Origin of the sequence: Oceanimonas doudoroffii, assembly GCF_002242685.1 — a bacterium.
Lineage (GTDB): Bacteria > Pseudomonadota > Gammaproteobacteria > Enterobacterales > Aeromonadaceae > Oceanimonas > Oceanimonas doudoroffii.
Genome location: NZ_NBIM01000001.1, coordinates 1290843 through 1310462 on the forward strand (window position 1 = coordinate 1290843; position 19620 = coordinate 1310462).

Here is a 19620-nt window from a genome sequence, read left to right on the forward strand (position 1 = left end):
CCGAGTGGCTTATTCGGCGCTGTCGGTCTTGGCTTCTTCGCTGGCCTCGGCGGCAGGCGCTTCGGCTTCTTCCGGCTTGTTCGCTTCCTTGATGGACAGGCGAATGCGGCCCTGGCGGTCCACTTCCAGCACCTTGACCTTGACGGTGTCACCCACTTTCAGGTGATCGGACACATTCTTCACCCGCTCTTCGGTGATCTGGGAGATGTGCACCAGACCGTCCTTGCCGGGCAAAATGTTAACAAAGGCGCCAAAGTCGGCCAGACGAACCACCTGACCTTCGTAGATGGTGCCGCTTTCCACTTCCGCGGTCAGCTGTTCAATGCGGCGAATGGCGGCCTTGGCGGCTTCACCGTCAACGGCGGCAATCTTCACGGTGCCGTCGTCATCCAGCTCGATGGTGGTACCGGTTTCTTCGGTCAGGGCACGAATGGTGGCGCCACCCTTGCCGATCACATCACGGATCTTCTCGGGGTTGATCTTGATGGTGTGAATACGCGGCGCGAAGTCGGAAATATCGGCACGGGGCGCCTGCAGGGCCTCGTCCATCACCTTCAGAATGTGAAGGCGGGCGTTGCGGGCCTGGTTCAGGGCCACTTCCATAATTTCCTTGGTGATGCCTTCGATCTTGATGTCCATCTGCAGGGCGGTTACGCCCTCGTTGGTTCCGGCCACCTTGAAGTCCATGTCACCCAGGTGGTCTTCGTCACCCAGAATGTCGGACAGTACCACAAAGCCTTCTTCTTCCTTCACCAGACCCATGGCGATACCGGCCACCGAGGCCTTGATCGGCACACCGGCGTCCATCAGGGCCAGTGAAGTACCACACACGGAAGCCATGGAGGAAGAGCCGTTGGATTCGGTGATCTCGGACACCACCCGCACGGTGTAGGGGAATTCTTCCGCGCTCGGCATCACCGCGGCCACGCCGCGCTTGGCCAGGCGGCCGTGACCGATTTCCCGACGCTTGGGGCTGCCGACCATGCCGGTTTCACCCACGCAGTAGGGAGGGAAGTTGTAGTGCAGCATAAAGCGGTTGGCGCGCTCGCCGGTCAGCTCATCGATCAGCTGGGCGTCACGCTCGGTGCCCAGGGTCGCGGCCACCAGGGCCTGGGTCTCGCCCCGGGTAAACAGGGAAGAGCCGTGGGCACGGGGCAGCAGGCCGGTGGCCACGTTCAGGGCACGGATCATGTCGGGCTCACGGCCATCGATACGCGGCTCGCCGCGAACCACACGGCCACGCACGATGGTTTTTTCCAGCTTGCCCAGCAGTTCCTGGATTTCCTTGATTTCCGCTTCCGGTGACTGCTCCAGCACGGCGGCCTGTACCCGAGCCTTGATATCGGCAATGGCGTCGCGACGGGCGGTCTTGTCGGTGATGCGGTAGGCTTCACCCAGCTCGGCGGACGCCAGCTCGGCGACCTTGGCCTTGAGGGCCTCGTTTTCGGCCTTGGGCTGCCAGTCCCAGGGCTGGGTGCCCACTTCGGCGGCCAGCTCGTTGATGGCGTTAATGGCGGCCTGCATCTGGTCGTGACCATACATCACGGCACCCAGCATGACGTCTTCGGGCAGCACGGAGGCTTCGGATTCCACCATCAACACGGCACCGGCGGTACCGGCCACCACCAGATCCAGCTGGCTTTCCTTAAGCTCGGTGATGCTGGGGTTCAGCACGTATTCACCGTTCAGGTAACCCACTCGGGCGGCACCAATGGGGCCGGCAAAGGGAATGCCGGAGATGGCCAGGGCGGCGGAGGTGCCCAGCATGGAAATGATGTCCGGGGCGATTTCCGGGTTGGCGGACATCACGGTGGCAATCACCTGAACTTCGTTTTTGAATCCATCGGGAAACAGCGGACGAATGGGACGATCGATCAGACGCGCGGTCAGTGTTTCACCTTCGGTGGGACGGCCTTCACGCTTGAAGAAGCTGCCGGGAATACGGCCGGCGGCGTAGGCCCGCTCCTGGTAGTTGACGGTCAGCGGAAAGAAGTCGCGGCTTTCGTCGGCTTCGCGCTTGCCGACCACACTTACCAGCACGGAAGTGTCGTCGATACTGGCCATCACGGCGGCGGTAGCCTGACGGGCGATCACGCCGGTTTCAAGGGTGACGGTATGCTGACCGTACTGGAAGGTCTTTACGATAGGATTCACGTGGTAGATTCCTTTAACTGTTTGATTCTTTAATACGCCGGCACAGTATACTTGATTCCTGTTTAAAGGACAGAATGGCTGGAATAAAAGCGTAAGGGGTAAGGCGTGAAGAGTGAGGTGGATGCTTTACCCCTCACAACTAAAAAACAGGCAATAAAAAAGGGAGCCGAGGCTCCCTTTTTAACAAGGCTTTGGAGTCGATTAACGACGCAGGCCCAGCTTTTCGATCAGGGCACGGTAGCGCTCTACGTCTTTGCGCTTCAGGTAGTCCAGCAGGTTACGACGCTGGGATACCATGCGCAGCAGGCCGCGGCGGCTGTGGTGATCGTGGATGTGCTGCTTGAAGTGGCCCTGCAGGTGGTTGATCTGGGCGCTCAGCAGAGCTACCTGCACTTCGGGAGAGCCGGTGTCGCCTTCGCCACGGGCGAATTCGGCAACGATCTGGGCTTTGGTTTCAGCATTTAGTGACATGGTGTCTACTCCAAATAACATGAATGAATTCCAGCCGATCACTAATTCAGCCGGAAGGAAGCACGGCATTCTACCAGCAACGCCGCGCTTGGCAACCTGAAATGCGCGCTAAATTCAGCGCACCAGCCGGCGCGGCGCCACCTTGCCGTCGTCATCGATTTCACCGACGCCGACAAAACGATGGTCTTCGCCCACCGTCATGCGCACAAACCCCTCAAGGGGCGCGCCCGACACCTGCACCGCCTGGCCGTGCAGCAGGTAACCGGCCACCAGCTCCGACAGGTTCACCTCGGGCAGGCTCTGCACCGCGGTGTCCATTGGCAGCAGCAGCGGATCCAGTTCCACCCGGGGCGAAATCTCATTGGCCTTGCAGTTGTCGAGAATGCACTGCAGCTGCTCCAGGGTCAGCATGCGTTCGCCCGGATATCCGGCCACCGCCAGCCGGCGCAGCACGGTGACGTGGGCACCACAACCCAGCCGCTCGCCCAGATCGTCGACGATGGTGCGAATATAGGTACCCTTGCTGCAGTGTACTTCCAGCTCCACCTCGTCCCCTTCAAAGCGAATGAGCTTGAGCTCAAACACCGTGATCGGGCGCGCTTCCCGGGGCACCTCAATGCCTTCCCGGGCGTACTGATACAGGGGTTTGCCCTGGTACTTGAGCGCCGAATACATGGAGGGGATCTGTTCAATGTCACCGCGAAAGTGATCCAGCGCCTCGATCAGCTCGCCGGTGGACACATTCACCGGGCGGGTCTCCACCACTTCACCGTCGGCGTCACTGGTGTCGGTGCGCTCACCGAGCTTGGCCACCACCCGGTAGCGTTTGTCGGCATCAAGCAGAAACTGGGAAAACTTGGTGGCTTCACCCAGGCAGATCGGCAGCATGCCGGTGGCCAGCGGGTCCAGGGCACCGGTGTGGCCGGCCTTGGCGGCGGCGTAGATACGCTTGACCTGCTGCAGGGCATCGTTGGAGGTAATACCCGCCGGCTTGTCGAGCAGCAGAATGCCGTCTACCTCACGGCCGCGAAAACGTCGCTGACGCCCCATCTCAGTCCTGCTCCTTGTCGTCTTCGTCGTCGCGGCCGGCGCTGCGGCGCTTGTCTTCGGCGACGGTGCTCGACACCAGGGTGGAGATGCGCATGCCTTCCACCAGGCTCTGATCATAGGAGAAGCGCAGCTCCGGGGTGACCCGCAGGCGCATGGCCTTGGCCACCAGGCTGCGAATATAACCGCTGGCGTCCTTCAGCGCCTCCATGCCCTGCTCCACGCGCTCGGCGTCGTTGTCGAGAAAGGTCACGAATACCTTGGCGTAATTAAGATCCCGGGACACTTCGACTCCGGAAACGGTGACCATGCCCAGACGGTCGTCTTTGATTTCCCGCTGCAGGATAACGGCAATCTCTTTTTGCAGTTCCTGTGCTACCCGGCGGGTACGGCTGAATTCTCTGGCCATTGCTTTTTTCCAAGACAAAGGGGGCCTCGAGGCCCCCGTTGATAACAGTGTTCAGACGTGGTTGGCCGCGACCTTACAGGGTGCGCTGCACTTCCACAATCTGATATACCTCGATCTGGTCGCCTACGCGCACGTCGTTGTAGTTCTTCACGCCGATGCCGCATTCCATGCCGTTACGCACTTCCTGAACGTCATCCTTGAAGCGACGCAGGGATTCCAGCTCGCCTTCGTAAATCACCACGTTGTCGCGCAGTACGCGAATCGGATTGCTGCGCTTGACCACGCCTTCGGTAACCATACAGCCGGCGATGGCGCCGAACTTGGGCGAACGGAACACGTCACGCACCTGGGCCAGGCCGATGATCTCCTGCTTGAACTCGGGTGCCAGCATGCCGGTCATGGCCTGCTTCACTTCGTCCAGCAGCTCATAGATCACACTGTAGTAGCGCAGGTCGATCTCTTCCGCCTCGATCATCTTGCGGGCGGAAGCGTCGGCACGCACGTTGAAGCCCAGAATGATGGCGTTGGACGCGGCCGCCAGGCTGGCGTCGGTCTCGGTAATGCCACCTACGCCGGAGCCCACGATCTTCACCTTCACTTCGTCGGTGGACAGCTTCATCAGCGAGTCGGAGATCGCCTCGATGGAGCCCTGTACGTCCGCCTTCAGCACCAGGTTGACCTCGGCCACTTCGCCTTCGCTCATGTTGGCGAACATGTTCTCCAGCTTGGCCTTCTGCTGGCGGGCCAGCTTGACTTCGCGGAACTTGCCCTGACGGTACAGCGCCACTTCCCGGGCCTTTTTCTCGTCCCGTACTACCGTGGCTTCGTCACCGGCAGTGGGCACGCCGGACAGGCCCAGAATCTCTACCGGAATGGACGGACCGGCGGCTTTCACTTCGCGACCCAGCTCGTCCTTCATGGCGCGTACCCGGCCGTACTCCAGGCCGCACAGCACGATGTCACCCTGGTTCAGGGTGCCGTCCTGCACCAGCACGGTGGCCACGGGGCCGCGGCCCTTGTCGAGACGGGATTCGATCACCACGCCGGAGGCCATGGCGTCGTATACCGCGGTCAGCTCCAGTACTTCGGCCTGCAGCAGGATCGCTTCCAGCAGTTCGTCGATACCGGTACCGGCCTTGGCGGAGATGTGTACGAAAATGTTTTCGCCACCCCAGTCTTCCGACATCACGCCGTGCTGAGCCAGTTCGCTCTTGACCCGATCCGGATCCGCTTCCGGCTTGTCCATCTTGTTCACGGCCACGATCAGCGGCACTTCGGCGGCCTTGGCGTGCTGAATGGCTTCAATGGTCTGGGGCATCACACCGTCGTCGGCGGCCACCACCAGAATCACGATGTCGGTGGCCTTGGCACCACGGGCACGCATGGAGGTAAAGGCCGCGTGTCCCGGCGTATCCAGGAAGGTGATCATGCCGTTCTCGGTTTCTACGTGGTAGGCACCGATGTGCTGGGTAATGCCGCCGGCCTCGCCAGACGCCACCTTGGTACGACGAATGTAGTCCAGGGTGGAGGTCTTGCCGTGGTCAACGTGACCCATGATGGTCACCACAGGCGCGCGGGACTTGCGCTCGGCGTCGGTGTCACGGTCGGACAGCACGCGCTCTTCCAGCTCGTTTTCGCGGCGCAGCACCACCTTGTGGCCCATTTCCTCGGCCACCAGCTGAGCGGTTTCCTGATCGATCACCTGGTTGATGGTGACCATGGCGCCCATCTTCATCATCGCCTTGATGACTTCGGTGCCCTTGACCGCCATGCGGTTGGCCAGCTCGGCCACACTGATGGTTTCGCCGATTTCCACTTCACGGCTCACCGGCTGGGCCGGCTTCTGGAAGCCATGCTTCATGGACTTGGGCGTCATCACCTTGGCGCGCTTGCCCTTGCGCTGGCGCTCGTTGCGGCTTTCGCGATCTTCACGATCTTCCTTCGACTTACCACCCTTGCGCTTCTTGCCACCGGTGCGACGGGCTTTCTGCTCTTCGCTCTGATCGGCTTCGTCTTCGGCGGCACGGGCGTGCTGGCTGGTGGTCACGTGGTAGTCCGCGTCTTCCGGCTTCTTGGCCGCTTCTTCGGCCCAGCGCTTCTCGTTTGCTTCCGCCAGCTTGCGCACTTCTTCCGCCTTCTGCTGGGCTTCCAGCTCGGCTTTGCGCAGGGCTTCTTCTTCGCGCTGTTTTTTCAGGTTTTCTGCTTCGCGCTTGGCCATCTCATCCGCCTTTTTCTGCTCTTTGCTCTGGGACTGGTCGGTCCCCTGCTCGGTGTTCTTCTGAGCCTGCAGCTGAGCCTGACGGGCTTTTTCTTCCGCTTCACGCTTGGCTTTTTCTTCCGCTTCGCGCTTGGCTTTTTCTTCCGCCTCGCGCTTGGCTTGTTCTGCTGCTTCTCGTTGGGCCGCTTCCTCGGCCTCACGACGCGCCTGAGCCTCGGCTTCCTGGCGCGCCTTTTCTTCCTCTTCACGACGCTGGTCTTCGAGCGCATCGCGTCTTACGTAGGTGCGCTTCTTGCGCACCTCTACCTGCACTGCCTTGCTCTTGCCGCCGGCACCCTGAACACTCAGGGTACTCATGGTCTTGCGCTGCAGGGTCATCCGTTTGGGTTCATTATCGTCATTGGCACCGTGCTGCTTTTTCAGATGCGCAAGCAAGGCGGCCTTTTCAGTTTCGGAAACGGTGTCGTTGCCGGATTTCTCCATGCCCGCCTCACGAAACTGCTGGATCAGACGATCAACCGGCGTGTCGATGTCACTGGCAAGTTGCGTCAATGATACTTCTGCCATTCATTTACCTCCGATGATCTTAATCTTCGTTCTGCTCTCCGAACCAGCAGATGTTACGGGCAGCCATGATGAGTTCGCCCGCGCGGGTCTCATCGAGGCCTTCAATGCCTTCCAGGTCGTCAATGCCCTGCTCTGCCAGATCTTCCAGATTCCCGACACCACGAGCGGCCAGTTGATAGGCCAGCTCGCGGGTCATGCCGGTCAGACCCAGCAGGTCTTCTGCCGGCTCTACCCCTTCAAAGGATTCTTCCTGGGCCAGGGCACGGGTAGTCAGTGCGTCCTTGGCCCGGTTGCGCAGCTCTTCGACGGTATCTTCGTCCAGACCTTCCACACTCAGCAGCTCGCTGACCGGAACATAGGCGATTTCTTCCAGGGTGGAGAAGCCTTCGCCCACCAGCAGGGAAGCAAAGTCGTCGTCGATGTCCAGGCTGTCTACAAACAGGGTAATGATCTTGTCGTTTTCGGCCTGGTGCTTTTGCTGCAGGTCTTCCACCGTCATCACATTCAGTTCCCAGCCGGTCAGCTGGGAAGCCAGGCGCACGTTTTGACCATTACGGCCAATGGCCTGGGCCAGGTTGCCGGCTTCCACGGCGATGTCCATGGAATGGGCGTCTTCATCCACGATGATGGAGGCCACATCGGCCGGCGCCATGGCGTTGATCACGAACTGGGCGGGGTTGTCGTCCCACAGCACGATGTCCACGCGCTCGCCACCGAGCTCACCGGATACCGCCTGCACACGGGCACCACGCATGCCCACACAGGCACCGATGGGATCGATGCGGCGGTCGTTGGTCTTGACCGCAATCTTGGCGCGGCTGCCCGGATCCCGGGCGGCGGCCATGATTTCGATGATTTCTTCACCGATTTCCGGCACTTCAATGCGGAACAGCTCTTTCAGAAATTCCGGGTTGGAGCGGCTGACAAACAGCTGGGCACCACGGGCTTCGGGGCGAACTGCATAGAGCAGACCTCGCACCCGGTCACCGGAGCGGAACGACTCGCGGGGCAGCAGATCTTCGCGGAAGATCACGGCCTCGGCATTGTTGCCCAGATCCAGGATCACGTTGTCGCGGGTGGCCTTTTTCACCACACCGGTAATGATTTCGCCTTCCTGGTCCTGGAACTGCTCCACCACCTGCATGCGCTCGGCTTCACGCACCTTCTGCACGATAACCTGCTTGGCAGTCTGGGTGGTGATGCGGTCAAAGGTGATGGACTCGATTTGATCCTCTACGTAGTCACCGAGCTGAATTTCGGGCTCGTCGATCTGGGCCGCTTCCAGGGTGATTTCCCGGTAGGCGTTGGTCAGGGACTCCTGATCTTCCACCACCTGCCAGCGACGGAAGGTATCGAAGTCTCCGCTCTTGCGGTCGATGGCAACCCGGACTTCGATGTCGCCTTCGTATTTTTTCTTGGTGGCCGTGGCCAGCGCGGTTTCCAGCGCCTCAAAAATTTTCTCGCGAGGCACCGCCTTTTCGTTGGAAACGGCGTCTACAACCAGCAATATTTCTTTATTCATGTCCGAGGGCCTCGTCAGTCAAAGTTCGGAACCAGATTTGCTTTTTGAATGTTGGCGTAGGCCACGGGAAATTCCTGGCCATTCACCTCCAGCCGGACCATGGTGTCGTCGGCCGACACCACAATGCCTTTGAGTTTGCGGCGATTGTTCACGGCCATGCGCAGTGCCAGTTCGGCCTCCTGGCCGATAATGGCCTGGTAATGGGCCGGTTTGAACAGAGGTCGTGCGAGCCCCGGGGATGAGACTTCCAGATCATACTCGGTGGAAATGGGATCTTCCACATCCAGCACGGCGCTGACCTGCCGGCTGACTTCGGCGCAATCGTTCACATCGATGCCGTTTTCATGATCGATGTACAGCCGCAGGGTCGAGTGACGGCCGGCGCGAACAAATTCCAGCCCCAGCAGTTCAAAGCCCAGCGCCGCTACCGGTTCGCTGAGCATCTCGGTCAATCGTTGTTCCAATGTAGCCAAAGCTACCCCCTTCAAAAACAAAAAAAGGGCTCGCAGCCCAGTTTAAATATGCATCGCCAAACCGATGCCAAAGTCCAGATAACAAAAAGCCCCGATATTCAAATCGGGGCTATTCACCTGGACCCTGATTGTCGCCTCGCAGCGACCATTCATCGTGAGCAGACGATGAACGTGAAATTGGTTGCGGGGGCCGGATTTGAACCGACGACCTTCGGGTTATGAGCCCGACGAGCTACCAGGCTGCTCCACCCCGCGTCCGAAATCGTGCGAGATTATAGTCAAATCGAGCATTCATCTCAACCGAACTATAAATTGGTGCCGAGAGCGGGACTTGAACCCGCACGCCCATACGGGCACTACCCCCTCAAGATAGCGTGTCTACCAATTCCACCATCTCGGCAAAAACTTAGTTGGGAACGTCGCTGCCGCTTTCGACCGGAACGTCACCCTGAACAGGAGTTTCAACTACTTCGGGAGCCGTCAGGTCTTCCCACTCGCTGCTCTGCTTGGTTGCATTGGTAGAGAGATTACCAAGCACCAGACTTACTACAAAGAAACCAGCCGCCAGCAATGTGGTCGTTTTGGTCAGGAAATTACCTGAGCCGCTGGATCCGAAAACCGTATTGGATGCACCCGCTCCGAAGGAGGCGCCCATATCGGCGCCTTTCCCTTGCTGTATCAGCACCAGGCCAATCAGGGCCAGTGCTATCAGCAGGTACACCACCAAAAGAATCTCGTACATTTTGCTACCTTTGGTTGGCGCTCGCTTCCCTTGGCAGGCTGCCCTTGGGAGCGGGGCTAATACTAGCGACACCCCCGATGGGATACAAGCGCAATTTTAAAAAATTCGTTCAAGTGCATAAAAAGAAGGCAAAGCGATGATTACACAACCGTTTTTGCCTGAAGTGTGAGAAGACGGAGGTAATTAAGCGCATTTTACTGCCCTCCTCACACTCCACCCGGTTCAGAGCACCGCTTCGGCGATATATTCGGCCAGGCGGCGCACCTGGGGCTCATCGGCGCCTTCCACCATCACTCGAATCAACGGTTCCGTGCCCGACTTTCGCAATAGCACTCGGCCCTTGCCGGCCAGCTCCGCCTCGGCCACGGCCACCCGTTGTTGTACTTCTTCCTGGGCCAGGGGATCGGTGCCGGGAGCATAGCGCACATTAACCAGTACCTGGGGAAACAAAACCAGCCCCGAACGCAGCTCGGCCAGCGTCTCCCCTTGGTTGATCAGGGCCCGCAGCACCTGCAACGCGGCGACGATGCCATCACCGGTGCTGTTGTGATCCAGGCTGATGATATGGCCGGAGTTCTCACCACCCAGTTTCCAGCCGTGCTCCTTGAGCTGCTCCATGACGTAACGATCCCCTACCTTGGCGCGCTCAAAGGGAATGTCCAGCTCCGCCAGGGCCAGCTCCAGGGCCATGTTACTCATCAGGGTGCCAACCACGCCACCACCGAGCTTGCCCCTGCGCTGGGCGTCCCGGGCAATGATGTACAACACCTCGTCACCGTCCACCAGGGCCCCGGTGTGATCCACCATGGCCAGGCGGTCGCCGTCACCGTCAAAGGCAATACCCAGGTCGGCACCATGCTCCCGCACCGCCGCCTGCAAGGCCGCCGGGGCGGTGGAACCGACGCCGTCGTTGATGTTAAGCCCGTTGGGCTGCACGCCGGTACGGATCACCTTGGCACCCAGCTCTTCAAACACCGCCGGTGCAATGTGATAGGTGGCACCATGGGCGCAGTCAAGCACTATGGTCAGGCCATCCAGGTGCAGACCGCTAGGAAAGGTGCTCTTGCAGAACTCAATGTACCGGCCGGCGGCATCGTTGATACGGCTAGCCTTGCCGAGCTGATCCGACGGCACGCAGTCCATGGGCTGATCGAGCATGGCTTCAATGGCCAGCTCCACCTCGTCGGGCAGCTTGGTGCCGTCGTGAGAAAAGAATTTGATGCCGTTGTCGTAATAGGGATTGTGTGACGCACTGATGACGATGCCCGCTTCGGCCCTGAAGGTGCGGGTCAGGTAGGCAATGGCCGGGGTCGGCATGGGGCCCAGCAGTGCCGCCTGCAGGCCGGCGGCAGACAGGCCCGCTTCCAGTGCCGACTCCAGCATGTAACCGGAAATGCGGGTGTCCTTGCCAATCAGTACCTTTCTGGTACCGGTTTGCGACAACACCTTGCCGGCGGCCCAGCCCAGCTTCATCACAAATTCGGGGGTAATGGGGTACTCACCGACCCGGCCGCGTACGCCGTCGGTACCAAAATATTTTCTGCTCATGAAGATTGTTCCTGATAGTGGGCGGCCCTGCGCCATACGCGCAGGGCGTCGACCATTTCCTTTACATCGTGCACCCGTACAATTTGCGCGCCTTGCGCCACTGCAAACAGATGGGCCGCCAGGGTACCGGCCAGGCGCTCACTGACCTCACGATCCAGCAACTGGCCAATCATCGACTTGCGCGACATACCTGCCAGCAGTGGCAGTCCGAGCCGGTGCAGCTCGCCGATGCGGCCCAGCAGTTCGTAATTGTGCTCCAGGGACTTGCCGAAGCCGTAGCCGGGATCCAGACAAATGCGTTCGCGGGGAATGCCCGCCGCAGCACAGGCGGTCAACCGTTCCTCGAGAAAAACGGCTACCTCGGCGGCCACATCGTCGTAATCCGGCGCCTGCTGCATGGTACGAGGCTGACCCTGCATGTGCATCAGGCAGACGGCGGCACCGCTGGCAGCAGCCACCTGCAAGGCATCGGGTTCGCGCAGGGCGCGAATGTCATTGATCAGATCGGCCCCGGCCCCGACCGCCTCGCCCATGACCACCGCCTTGCTGGTATCCACCGATATCCAGCAGTCCAGCTCGGCCCGCAGCCGCTCAATAACGGGCACCACCCGTTCCAGCTCCTGCTGCTCGGCCACCTCATCGGCACCGGGCCGGGTCGACTCACCGCCCACATCAATAATGCTGGCACCGTCGGCCACCATTTGCAGGGCATGGCGCAGGGCGGCGTCCTGGCCGTGAAAACGGCCGCCGTCGGAAAAAGAGTCTGGGGTGATATTGAGCACACCCATTACCTGTGGCGTGGAAAGATCCAGCGTACGGGATAAAGAAGATAACAACATAAACGGGTGATTCCTAAAAACAAAAAGCCCCGGTAAGGATGACCGGGGCTTAATTTATCATAAAACTCAGTTGCTGGTGGCGTCACCGGGCTTGTTCAGGTCGGGAGACGTCGCTTTTTTGTCTTCGCTCTCTTCCTGCTTGTCACCGGTGCCGGCGGTCGGCCCCTGGGGCTTGTCACCGTGCTCATCCTTCCAGTCGGCGGGCGGACGGACATCCCGGCGCGCCATCAGATCGTCGATCTGGCGGGCGTCGATGGTCTCGTACTTCATCAGCGCGTCCTTCATGGCATGCAGAATGTCGATGTTATCGTTCAGGATCTGCTTGGCCCGGTTGAAGTTGCGCTCAATGACCTGCTTGACCTCGGCATCGATCAGCTTGGCGGTTTCATCGGACATGTGCTTGCTCTTGGCCGCGCTGCGACCCAGGAACACCTCGCCCTCTTCTTCCGCATACAGCAGGGGGCCCATTTTTTCGGACAGACCCCACTGGGTCACCATCTTGTGGGCGATTTCGGTGGCCCGCTCGATGTCGTTGGACGCGCCCGTGGTCACCTTGTCAAAGCCATAGATGATTTCTTCCGCCAAGCGGCCGCCGTACAGGCTGGAAATCATCGACTCCAGGTGCTGCTTGCTGTAGCTGAACCTGTCCTGCTCGGGCAGGTACATGGTCACACCCAAGGCACGGCCACGAGGTATGATGGACACCTTGTACACGGGATCGTGCTCGGGCACGATACGGCCCACAATGGCGTGACCGGCTTCGTGATAGGCAGTCATTTCCTTTTCGGACTCGGACATCACCATGGAGCGGCGCTCGGCACCCATCATGATCTTGTCCTTGGCCTTTTCGAACTCTTCCATCGATACCAGACGGCGACCGCCACGGGCGGCAAACAGGGCGGCCTCGTTCACCAGGTTGGCCAGATCGGCACCACTGAAGCCAGGGGTACCCCGGGCAATCAGGGAAGCCTCTACGTCGTCGCCCAGCGGTACACGACGCATGTGTACCTTGAGGATCTGCTCACGGCCACGTACATCGGGCAGCCCTACCACTACCTGGCGGTCGAAACGGCCCGGACGCAGCAGTGCGGGGTCGAGCACGTCGGGGCGGTTGGTGGCGGCGATGACAATAACGCCCTCGTTGCCTTCAAAGCCGTCCATTTCCACCAGCATCTGGTTCAGGGTCTGCTCGCGCTCATCGTGCCCGCCACCCAGACCGGCACCACGCTGGCGACCGACGGCATCGATTTCATCGATAAACACAATACAGGGCGCGGACTTCTTGGCCTGTTCGAACATGTCGCGCACTCGGGAGGCGCCCACACCCACGAACATTTCCACAAAATCGGAGCCGGAGATGGTAAAGAAGGGCACCTTGGCCTCGCCGGCAATGGCCTTGGCCAGCAGGGTCTTACCTGTGCCGGGCGGACCTACCAGCAGAATACCGGTAGGAATTCGGCCACCCAGCTTCTGGAAGCGGCTGGGATCACGCAGGTAATCCACCAGCTCCTTCACGTCTTCCTTGGCCTCGTCACAGCCGGCCACGTCGGCAAAGGTGGTTTTCACCTGATCTTCGCTCATCAGCCGCGCCCGGCTCTTGCCGAAGGTCATGGCGCCTTTGCCGCCACCGCCCTGCATCTGGCGCATAAAGAACACCCAGACGCCGATCAGCAGCAGCATGGGGAACCAGGAAATAAAGATGGACGTCAGCAGGCTTGGCTCTTCCGGCTTTTCGCCCACTACCCGCACATTATTGTTGAGCAGATCGTTAAGCAGCTGAGGATCTTCGGAAGGCATAATGGTAGTAAACCGATCACCGCTGCGCTTGACGCCGTTGATGGTCTGGCCGTCCATACGCACTTCACGGATCTGGCCCTGGGCCACTTCCTGCACAAAGGTGGAATAATCCGTCTGGCGGCCGGACGGTTCGCCGGGGCTGAAGCTCTGGAATACCGACATCAACACCACGGCAATGACCAACCACAGGATCAAGTTTTTCGCCATGTCACTCAAATTACTAACCTCACCGGCTGACAGTTTATGACTGAAACAGGGTACTACAGTTTAAAACCTGTAGCCACAATGTAGACTTCGCGGGAACGAGCCCGGGAAGAGTCTGGTTTTCTTACCTTGACCGTAGCAAAAGACCGGCGTACTTCACCGAGAAATTCATCAAATCCGGCCCCCTGGAACACTTTCACCACGAAACTGCCTCTGGAAGCAAGTACCTGCCGGCACATATCCAGGGCCAGCTCCACCAGGTACATGGCCCTGGGCTGGTCCACTTCGGGCGTGCCACTCATGTTCGGCGCCATGTCCGACAGCAGCACATCCACCTTGTCGTCCCCTACCCGTTCCAGCAACGCATTGAGCACGTTTTCGTCACGGAAGTCACCCTGCAGAAAATCGACGCCGGCAATGGGGTCCATGGGCAGAATGTCACAGGCGATAACCTTGCCGGCCTGGCCCACCTGCTCGGTGGCGTACTGACTCCAGCCACCCGGGGCGGCCCCCAGATCCACCACCGTCATGCCGGCACGCAGCAGTTTGTCGCGGCCCTGCAGTTCTTCCAGCTTGAATACGGCTCGCGAGCGCAGGCCCTTCTTTTGCGCCTGTTGTACATATTTGTCGTCAAAATGTTCCTTCAGCCAGCGGGTTGAGCTGGCCGAGCGTTTCTTTTTGCCCATTAATTTGTCGCTCTGCTATTACCATTAATGCCTAGATGGGGGTACAATGCTCCCCTTTCAACCTGATTAACCGAAGCATTTTGCAATGACCCTGAACAATAAGCAAAGACAATACCTCAAGGGACTGGCCCACAGCCTGAAGCCGGTGGTATTGCTTGGCCAGCATGGCCTGACCGAAGGCGTACTGGCCGAGATTGACCTGGCCCTGAACCACCACGAACTGATCAAGGTCAAGGTCGCCGCCGAAGACAGGGACGTCAAAAAGCTGATCATGGACGCCATTGTGCGCGAAACCGGCGCCGTCAAGGTACAGACCATTGGTCACATTCTGACTATCTACCGTCAGAGCGAGCAGAGAAAAATCATTCTGCCCAGGGGCTGACCCGGCCCGTCACAGCGAGGTCCGGTCGGGCCTCGCTGATATTCCCTTCCAGGGTACCCCCTCACCCCGTTGTAACCTTGCCTTCTGCCCTTGTGCAACAACAAAATGATGGCCGCCGGCCAAACTGCTCCTAATCTTAAAGGGAACTTGCCAGGCGCAACTGTCCATGTCTCACCGATACCTTGACGATGAAGAGCTGGCCATGCTGAACGAGGTGTTTCGTCAGCAACATGCCGAGCCCCCGCTCAGCCTGTCCATTCACATGGACGCGGCACTGCGCCCCTTGCTGTCCGATGCCTCGACCCTGGAGCTGACCCTGACACTGGATGGTATCTATCTGATCTTTCCCCTCAGCCTGGATCAGCGCCAGGAGCATGCCGAAGAGGCCCGCCTGTGTGTGCCCGAGATTATCTCCGGCGGGGTCCAGGAACGGGCCTGGCGCCTGCCCTCACCCGCCGGGGTGCGGCTGTTGCGCGACAACGGCCTACCGCTCGCGGCGGACATTGCCGATCTCTCGGTCAGCGGCATGCAGCTGGTCTCGGCACATCCCTTGTTCCGGCAGCAGGTCAGCCGACGGGTATTGCTGGAGCTGAACGACGGCCAGCGCTTACCGATGCAGCTGGAGTTGTTGCGCAAACGGCGTCAACGGGGCGTGTGCATCAGTTCGGTGCAGTTTGAGCTGGCCATTGCCGACAGGCTGGCGTTGTCGGAATTCGTGTTTCGGGAGTTTCTGAAAAGCAGGGAGCAGGAGCGGCGCTGAACGGCCACTCCCGGCGCAGGTTACAGGTACTCGACCTTGATGATTTCGTATTCCACGTCACCGGAGGGCGTCTTGACCACGGCAACATCGTCTTCTTCCTTGCCGATCAGGCCCCGGGCGATGGGCGAATTGACCGAAATCAGGTTGGCCTTGATGTCGGACTCATCGTCGCCCACGATGCGGTAGGTGATTTCGCGCTCGTCATCCACGCGGAACAGGGTCACGGTGGAGCCGAAGATCACCTTGCCATTGTTGGGCATGCGAGTGATGTCGATGACCTGGGCATTGGACAGCTTGGACTCGATTTCCTGAATGCGGCCTTCGCAAAAGCCCTGCTGCTCACGGGCGGCATGATACTCGGCGTTTTCCTTCAGATCGCCGTGCTCGCGGGCCTCGGCGATGGCTTCAATAATCTGGGGGCGACGCACCGACTTGAGGTGGTCCAGCTCTTCACGCAGCTTTTGCGCGCCGCGAATGGTCATGGGTGTTTGTTTCATGGTGGAAACCCGGTTCCTTTCAAACAACAAAATAACAAGAGCCCTGCCGGAACAGGGCTCAAATCGTTAGCATTTTTACATGGCCAAAGGCCGCTTTGGCTGTAGGACCAGCCTAATACAGCGGGCTTAGCGGGTCAAATCGTCAAAGAAACGCTTCACCCCGTCAAAGAAGCCTTCCGACTTGGGCCTGTGCTTCTTGGCCGCGGAGCCGCCGCAGGAGTCCTCGAGCTGACGCAGCAGCTCCTTCTGCTCTTCGGTCAGGTTCACCGGAGTCTCGATGTAGACCTTGCACACCAGATCCCCGAGCTGGCCGTTGCGGGCCGAACGCACGCCCTTGCCCTTGAGCCGGAACATGCGACCGGTCTGGGTTTCGGCGGGGATCTTGAGCTTGACCCGGCCGTCCAGGGTGGGCACTTCCACCTCGCCTCCCAGGGCCGCGGCGGTGTAGCTGATGGGCACTTCGCAGAACAGGTTGTTGCCGTCGCGCACGAAAATTTCGTGCTCACGCACGTGCATCTGCACGTAGAGGTCACCCGCCGGGGCGCCGGCTTCACCCGCCTCCCCTTCGCCGGACAGGCGAATGCGATCGCCGGTGTCCACACCCGCCGGAATTTTCACCGACAGGGTTTTGGTCTTCTGGTAACGACCTTCGCCATGACACGTGGTGCAGGGATCACTGATGATCTTGCCCTTGCCGCGGCAATGAGGGCAGGGTTGCTGCACGGTGAAAAAGCCCTGACGCATCTGCACCTGGCCATGGCCATGGCAGGTGGGGCAGGTCTTGGCCTGGGTACCCGGCTTGGCGCCGCTGCCGTCACAGACATCACAGCCGACCAGGGTGGGCACCTTGATCTCTTTGGTCACGCCCCTGACCGCTTCTTCCAGGGTCAGCTCCATGTTGTAGCGCAGATCCGATCCGCGGGCAGAACGCTGCTGCCGGCCCCGTCCGCCGCCGAAGATGTCGCCGAATACGTCACCGAAAATATCACTGAAATCGGCACCGCCGCCAAAACCGCCGTGGCCACCGTGCTGACCATTAACCGCATCGTGGCCAAACTGGTCGTAGGCCGCCCGCTTCTGGGCATCGGTGAGCACCTCGTAGGCCTCGGTGGCTTCCTTGAACTTGTCGGCCGCGTCGGCATCGTCCTTGTTGCGATCGGGATGATATTTCATCGCCATTCGCTTGTAGGCTTTCTTTATTTCGCGCTCGTCGGCTCCCTTGGAGACGCCAAGCACCTCATAGTAATCTCGTTTCGACATAGCTTGCGTGCTTACCTGCTGATTAACACAAAGGCGGGCGTTGGTGTCCCAACGCCCGCACGGTCAGCGTCTGTGCGCCGGGGTTGCCTTACTTCTTGTCTTCTTTGACTTCTTCGAATTCGGCATCCACCACGTCATCGTCGGCCTTGTTGCTGCCGGCATCCTGAGTCTGGGCACCCGCATCCTGGGCCTGAGACTGAGCCTTGGCCTGAGCGGCCTCCATCAGCTTCTGGGACGCCTCCAGCAGCGCCTGCTGCTTGGCTTCGATCTCGGCCTTGTCTTCACCACGAACGGCGGTTTCCAGTGCGCTCAGGGCAGACTCGATGGCACTCTTGTCGTCGGCGGCCAGGGCGTCACCGGCTTCTTCCAGCTGCTTGCGGGTGGCGTGAGCCAGACCGTCGGCCTGGTTGCGGGCCGCTACCAGCTCTTCGAACTTCTTGTCTTCGGCGGCATTGGCCTCGGCGGCGCGTACCATGGCATCGATCTCTTCCTCGCTCAGACCGGAAGAGGCCTGAATGGTGATCTTCTGCTCCTTGCCGGTGTCCTTGTCCTTGGCGGACACGTGCAGAATACCGTCGGCGTCGATGTCAAAGGTCACTTCGATTTGCGGCAGGCCACGCGGCGCCGGACGAATGCCTTCCAGGTTGAACTGGCCCAGTGACTTGTTGTCGGCGGCACGCTTGCGTTCACCCTGAATAACATGAATGGTCACGGCAGACTGATTGTCTTCGGCAGTAGAGAACACCTGGGACTTCTTGGTCGGAATGGTGGTGTTCTTCTCAATCAGCGCGGTCATCACGCCACCCATGGTCTCGATACCCAGAGACAGCGGGGTCACGTCGAGCAGCAGCACGTCCTTCTTGTCACCGGACAGTACGGCACCCTGAATGGCGGCGCCCACGGCCACGGCTTCATCGGGGTTCACGTCCTTGCGCGGCTCCTTGCCAAAGAAGTCACTTACGGCCTTCTGCACCAGCGGCATACGGGTCTGACCGCCCACCAGAATAACGTCGTCGATATCGGACACGGACAGGCCGGCATCCTTGAGCGCGGTGCGCACCGGATCCAGGGACTTTTTGACCATATCTTCTACCAGGGACTCCAGCTTGGCCCGAGTTACCTTGATGTTCAGGTGCTTGGGACCGCTGGCGTCGGCGGTGATGTAGGGCAGGTTCACCTCGGTCTGCTGGGCGGAAGACAGCTCACACTTGGCTTTTTCGGCGGCTTCCTTCAGACGCTGCAGGGCCAGCATGTCGTTGCGCAGATCGAAGTTCTGCTCGCGCTTGAACTCTTCCACCAGGTAGGTGATCAGGCGGTTGTCAAAGTCTTCACCACCCAGGTGAGTATCACCGTTGGTAGCCAGTACTTCAAAGGTCTTTTCGCCGTCCATGTCATCGATTTCGATGATGGAAATATCAAAGGTACCACCACCCAGATCGTATACGGCCACCTTGCGGTCACCCTGAGCCTTGTTCACGCCATAGGCAAAAGCGGCGGCGGTGGGCTCGTTGATGATACGTTTTACATCCAGACCGGCGATGCGGCCGGCATCCTTGGTGGCCTGACGCTGGGCGTCGTTGAAGTAGGCCGGCACGGTGATAACGGCTTCGGTGACGGCCTCACCCAGGTAGTCTTCGGCGGTCTTCTTCATCTTCTTCAGCACTTCGGCAGAGATCTGCGGCGGTGCCATTTTCTTGTCTTTGGCTTCCACCCAGGCGTCGCCGTTGTCGGCATTAACGATGCTGAAGGGCATGATCTTGATGTCGCGCTGTACTTCTTCGTCTTCAAAGCGACGGCCGATCAGGCGCTTGATGGCAAACAGGGTGTTTTTGGGGTTGGTCACGGCCTGGCGCTTGGCGGGCTGACCTACCAGGGTTTCTCCATCGTCGGTATAGGCGATGATGGAGGGAGTTGTGCGGGCACCCTCGGCGTTTTCAATGACCCGTGGAGTATCCCCGTCCAGGATCGCAACGCAGGAGTTGGTGGTACCCAGATCGATGCCGATGATTTTACCCATAGAATCCTCTCTTGATATTGCTAATTC

17 protein-coding genes and 2 tRNA genes are annotated in these 19620 nt (G+C 59.7%); 2 read left to right on the plus strand and 17 right to left on the minus strand.

Going from position 1 to position 19620, the window contains the following annotated elements; genetic code table 11:
• Positions 1 to 9: 9 nt before the first annotated feature.
• From pnp to rlmE, 14 genes are all read right to left on the minus strand, one after another.
• Complete coding sequence (pnp, locus tag B6S08_RS05995) at positions 10 to 2154, minus strand: polyribonucleotide nucleotidyltransferase (RefSeq protein WP_094199827.1); 2145 nt, start codon at positions 2152 to 2154, stop codon at positions 10 to 12.
• Positions 2155 to 2355: 201 nt separating this feature from the next.
• The gene (gene rpsO, locus B6S08_RS06000) at positions 2356 to 2625 is read right to left on the minus strand and encodes a 30S ribosomal protein S15 (RefSeq protein ID WP_094200563.1); all 270 of its coding nucleotides are present in this window, start codon (positions 2623 to 2625) and stop codon (positions 2356 to 2358) included.
• Between the two features lie 114 nt (positions 2626 to 2739).
• On the minus strand, positions 2740 to 3675 hold the full coding sequence (gene truB, locus B6S08_RS06005; protein ID WP_094199828.1) for a tRNA pseudouridine(55) synthase TruB: 936 nt from the start codon (positions 3673 to 3675) through the stop codon (positions 2740 to 2742).
• Position 3676: 1 nt separating this feature from the next.
• Complete coding sequence (gene rbfA / locus B6S08_RS06010; protein ID WP_094199829.1) at positions 3677 to 4081, minus strand: 30S ribosome-binding factor RbfA; 405 nt, start codon at positions 4079 to 4081, stop codon at positions 3677 to 3679.
• Positions 4082 to 4154: 73 nt separating this feature from the next.
• On the minus strand, positions 4155 to 6866 hold the full coding sequence (gene infB, locus B6S08_RS06015) for a translation initiation factor IF-2 (RefSeq protein WP_094199830.1): 2712 nt from the start codon (positions 6864 to 6866) through the stop codon (positions 4155 to 4157).
• Positions 6867 to 6885: 19 nt separating this feature from the next.
• A complete protein-coding gene (gene nusA / locus B6S08_RS06020) occupies positions 6886 to 8388 on the minus strand; it encodes a transcription termination factor NusA (protein WP_094199831.1) in 1503 nt (500 codons plus the stop codon).
• 14 nt (positions 8389 to 8402) lie between these two features.
• The gene (gene rimP / locus B6S08_RS06025; RefSeq protein ID WP_014291934.1) at positions 8403 to 8861 is read right to left on the minus strand and encodes a ribosome maturation factor RimP; all 459 of its coding nucleotides are present in this window, start codon (positions 8859 to 8861) and stop codon (positions 8403 to 8405) included.
• Between the two features lie 178 nt (positions 8862 to 9039).
• A tRNA-Met gene (locus B6S08_RS06030) sits at positions 9040 to 9116 on the minus strand.
• A gap of 58 nt (positions 9117 to 9174) precedes the next feature.
• Positions 9175 to 9261, minus strand: a tRNA-Leu gene (locus B6S08_RS06035).
• Positions 9262 to 9267: 6 nt separating this feature from the next.
• Positions 9268 to 9603, minus strand: coding sequence for a preprotein translocase subunit SecG (gene secG / locus B6S08_RS06040; protein WP_094199832.1), 336 nt, complete (start codon positions 9601 to 9603; stop codon positions 9268 to 9270).
• A 222-nt stretch (positions 9604 to 9825) separates the two neighbouring features.
• Positions 9826 to 11151 (minus strand): phosphoglucosamine mutase, encoded by a 1326-nt coding sequence (glmM, locus tag B6S08_RS06045; protein ID WP_094199833.1) that lies wholly within the window; start codon positions 11149 to 11151, stop codon positions 9826 to 9828.
• Positions 11148 to 11990, minus strand: coding sequence for a dihydropteroate synthase (gene folP, locus B6S08_RS06050; RefSeq protein WP_094199834.1), 843 nt, complete (start codon positions 11988 to 11990; stop codon positions 11148 to 11150). Before folP ends, glmM begins: the two co-directional genes overlap by 4 nt.
• Positions 11991 to 12056: 66 nt before the next feature.
• Positions 12057 to 14003 (minus strand): ATP-dependent zinc metalloprotease FtsH, encoded by a 1947-nt coding sequence (gene ftsH, locus B6S08_RS06055; protein WP_094199835.1) that lies wholly within the window; start codon positions 14001 to 14003, stop codon positions 12057 to 12059.
• A gap of 44 nt (positions 14004 to 14047) precedes the next feature.
• Complete coding sequence (gene rlmE / locus B6S08_RS06060; RefSeq protein ID WP_094199836.1) at positions 14048 to 14677, minus strand: 23S rRNA (uridine(2552)-2'-O)-methyltransferase RlmE; 630 nt, start codon at positions 14675 to 14677, stop codon at positions 14048 to 14050.
• A gap of 85 nt (positions 14678 to 14762) precedes the next feature.
• On the opposite strand from rlmE, the gene yhbY reads away from it, so the two are divergent.
• Positions 14763 to 15059: a ribosome assembly RNA-binding protein YhbY gene (gene yhbY / locus B6S08_RS06065; RefSeq protein WP_094199837.1), complete on the plus strand. Its 297-nt coding sequence runs from the start codon at positions 14763 to 14765 to the stop codon at positions 15057 to 15059.
• A 166-nt stretch (positions 15060 to 15225) separates the two neighbouring features.
• Entirely contained in the window at positions 15226 to 15819 is a 594-nt protein-coding gene (locus tag B6S08_RS06070) for a PilZ domain-containing protein (RefSeq protein ID WP_094199838.1), read from the plus strand.
• 20 nt (positions 15820 to 15839) lie between these two features.
• Here the strand turns inward: B6S08_RS06070 and greA are convergent, their stop codons facing one another.
• The 3 genes from greA to dnaK form a co-directional block, all read right to left on the minus strand.
• The gene (gene greA, locus B6S08_RS06075) at positions 15840 to 16316 is read right to left on the minus strand and encodes a transcription elongation factor GreA (RefSeq protein WP_094199839.1); all 477 of its coding nucleotides are present in this window, start codon (positions 16314 to 16316) and stop codon (positions 15840 to 15842) included.
• 126 nt (positions 16317 to 16442) lie between these two features.
• Entirely contained in the window at positions 16443 to 17576 is a 1134-nt protein-coding gene (gene dnaJ / locus B6S08_RS06080) for a molecular chaperone DnaJ (RefSeq protein ID WP_094199840.1), read from the minus strand.
• An 88-nt stretch (positions 17577 to 17664) separates the two neighbouring features.
• Positions 17665 to 19593, minus strand: coding sequence for a molecular chaperone DnaK (gene dnaK / locus B6S08_RS06085; RefSeq protein ID WP_094199841.1), 1929 nt, complete (start codon positions 19591 to 19593; stop codon positions 17665 to 17667).
• Between the last annotated feature and the right edge of the window lie 27 nt (positions 19594 to 19620).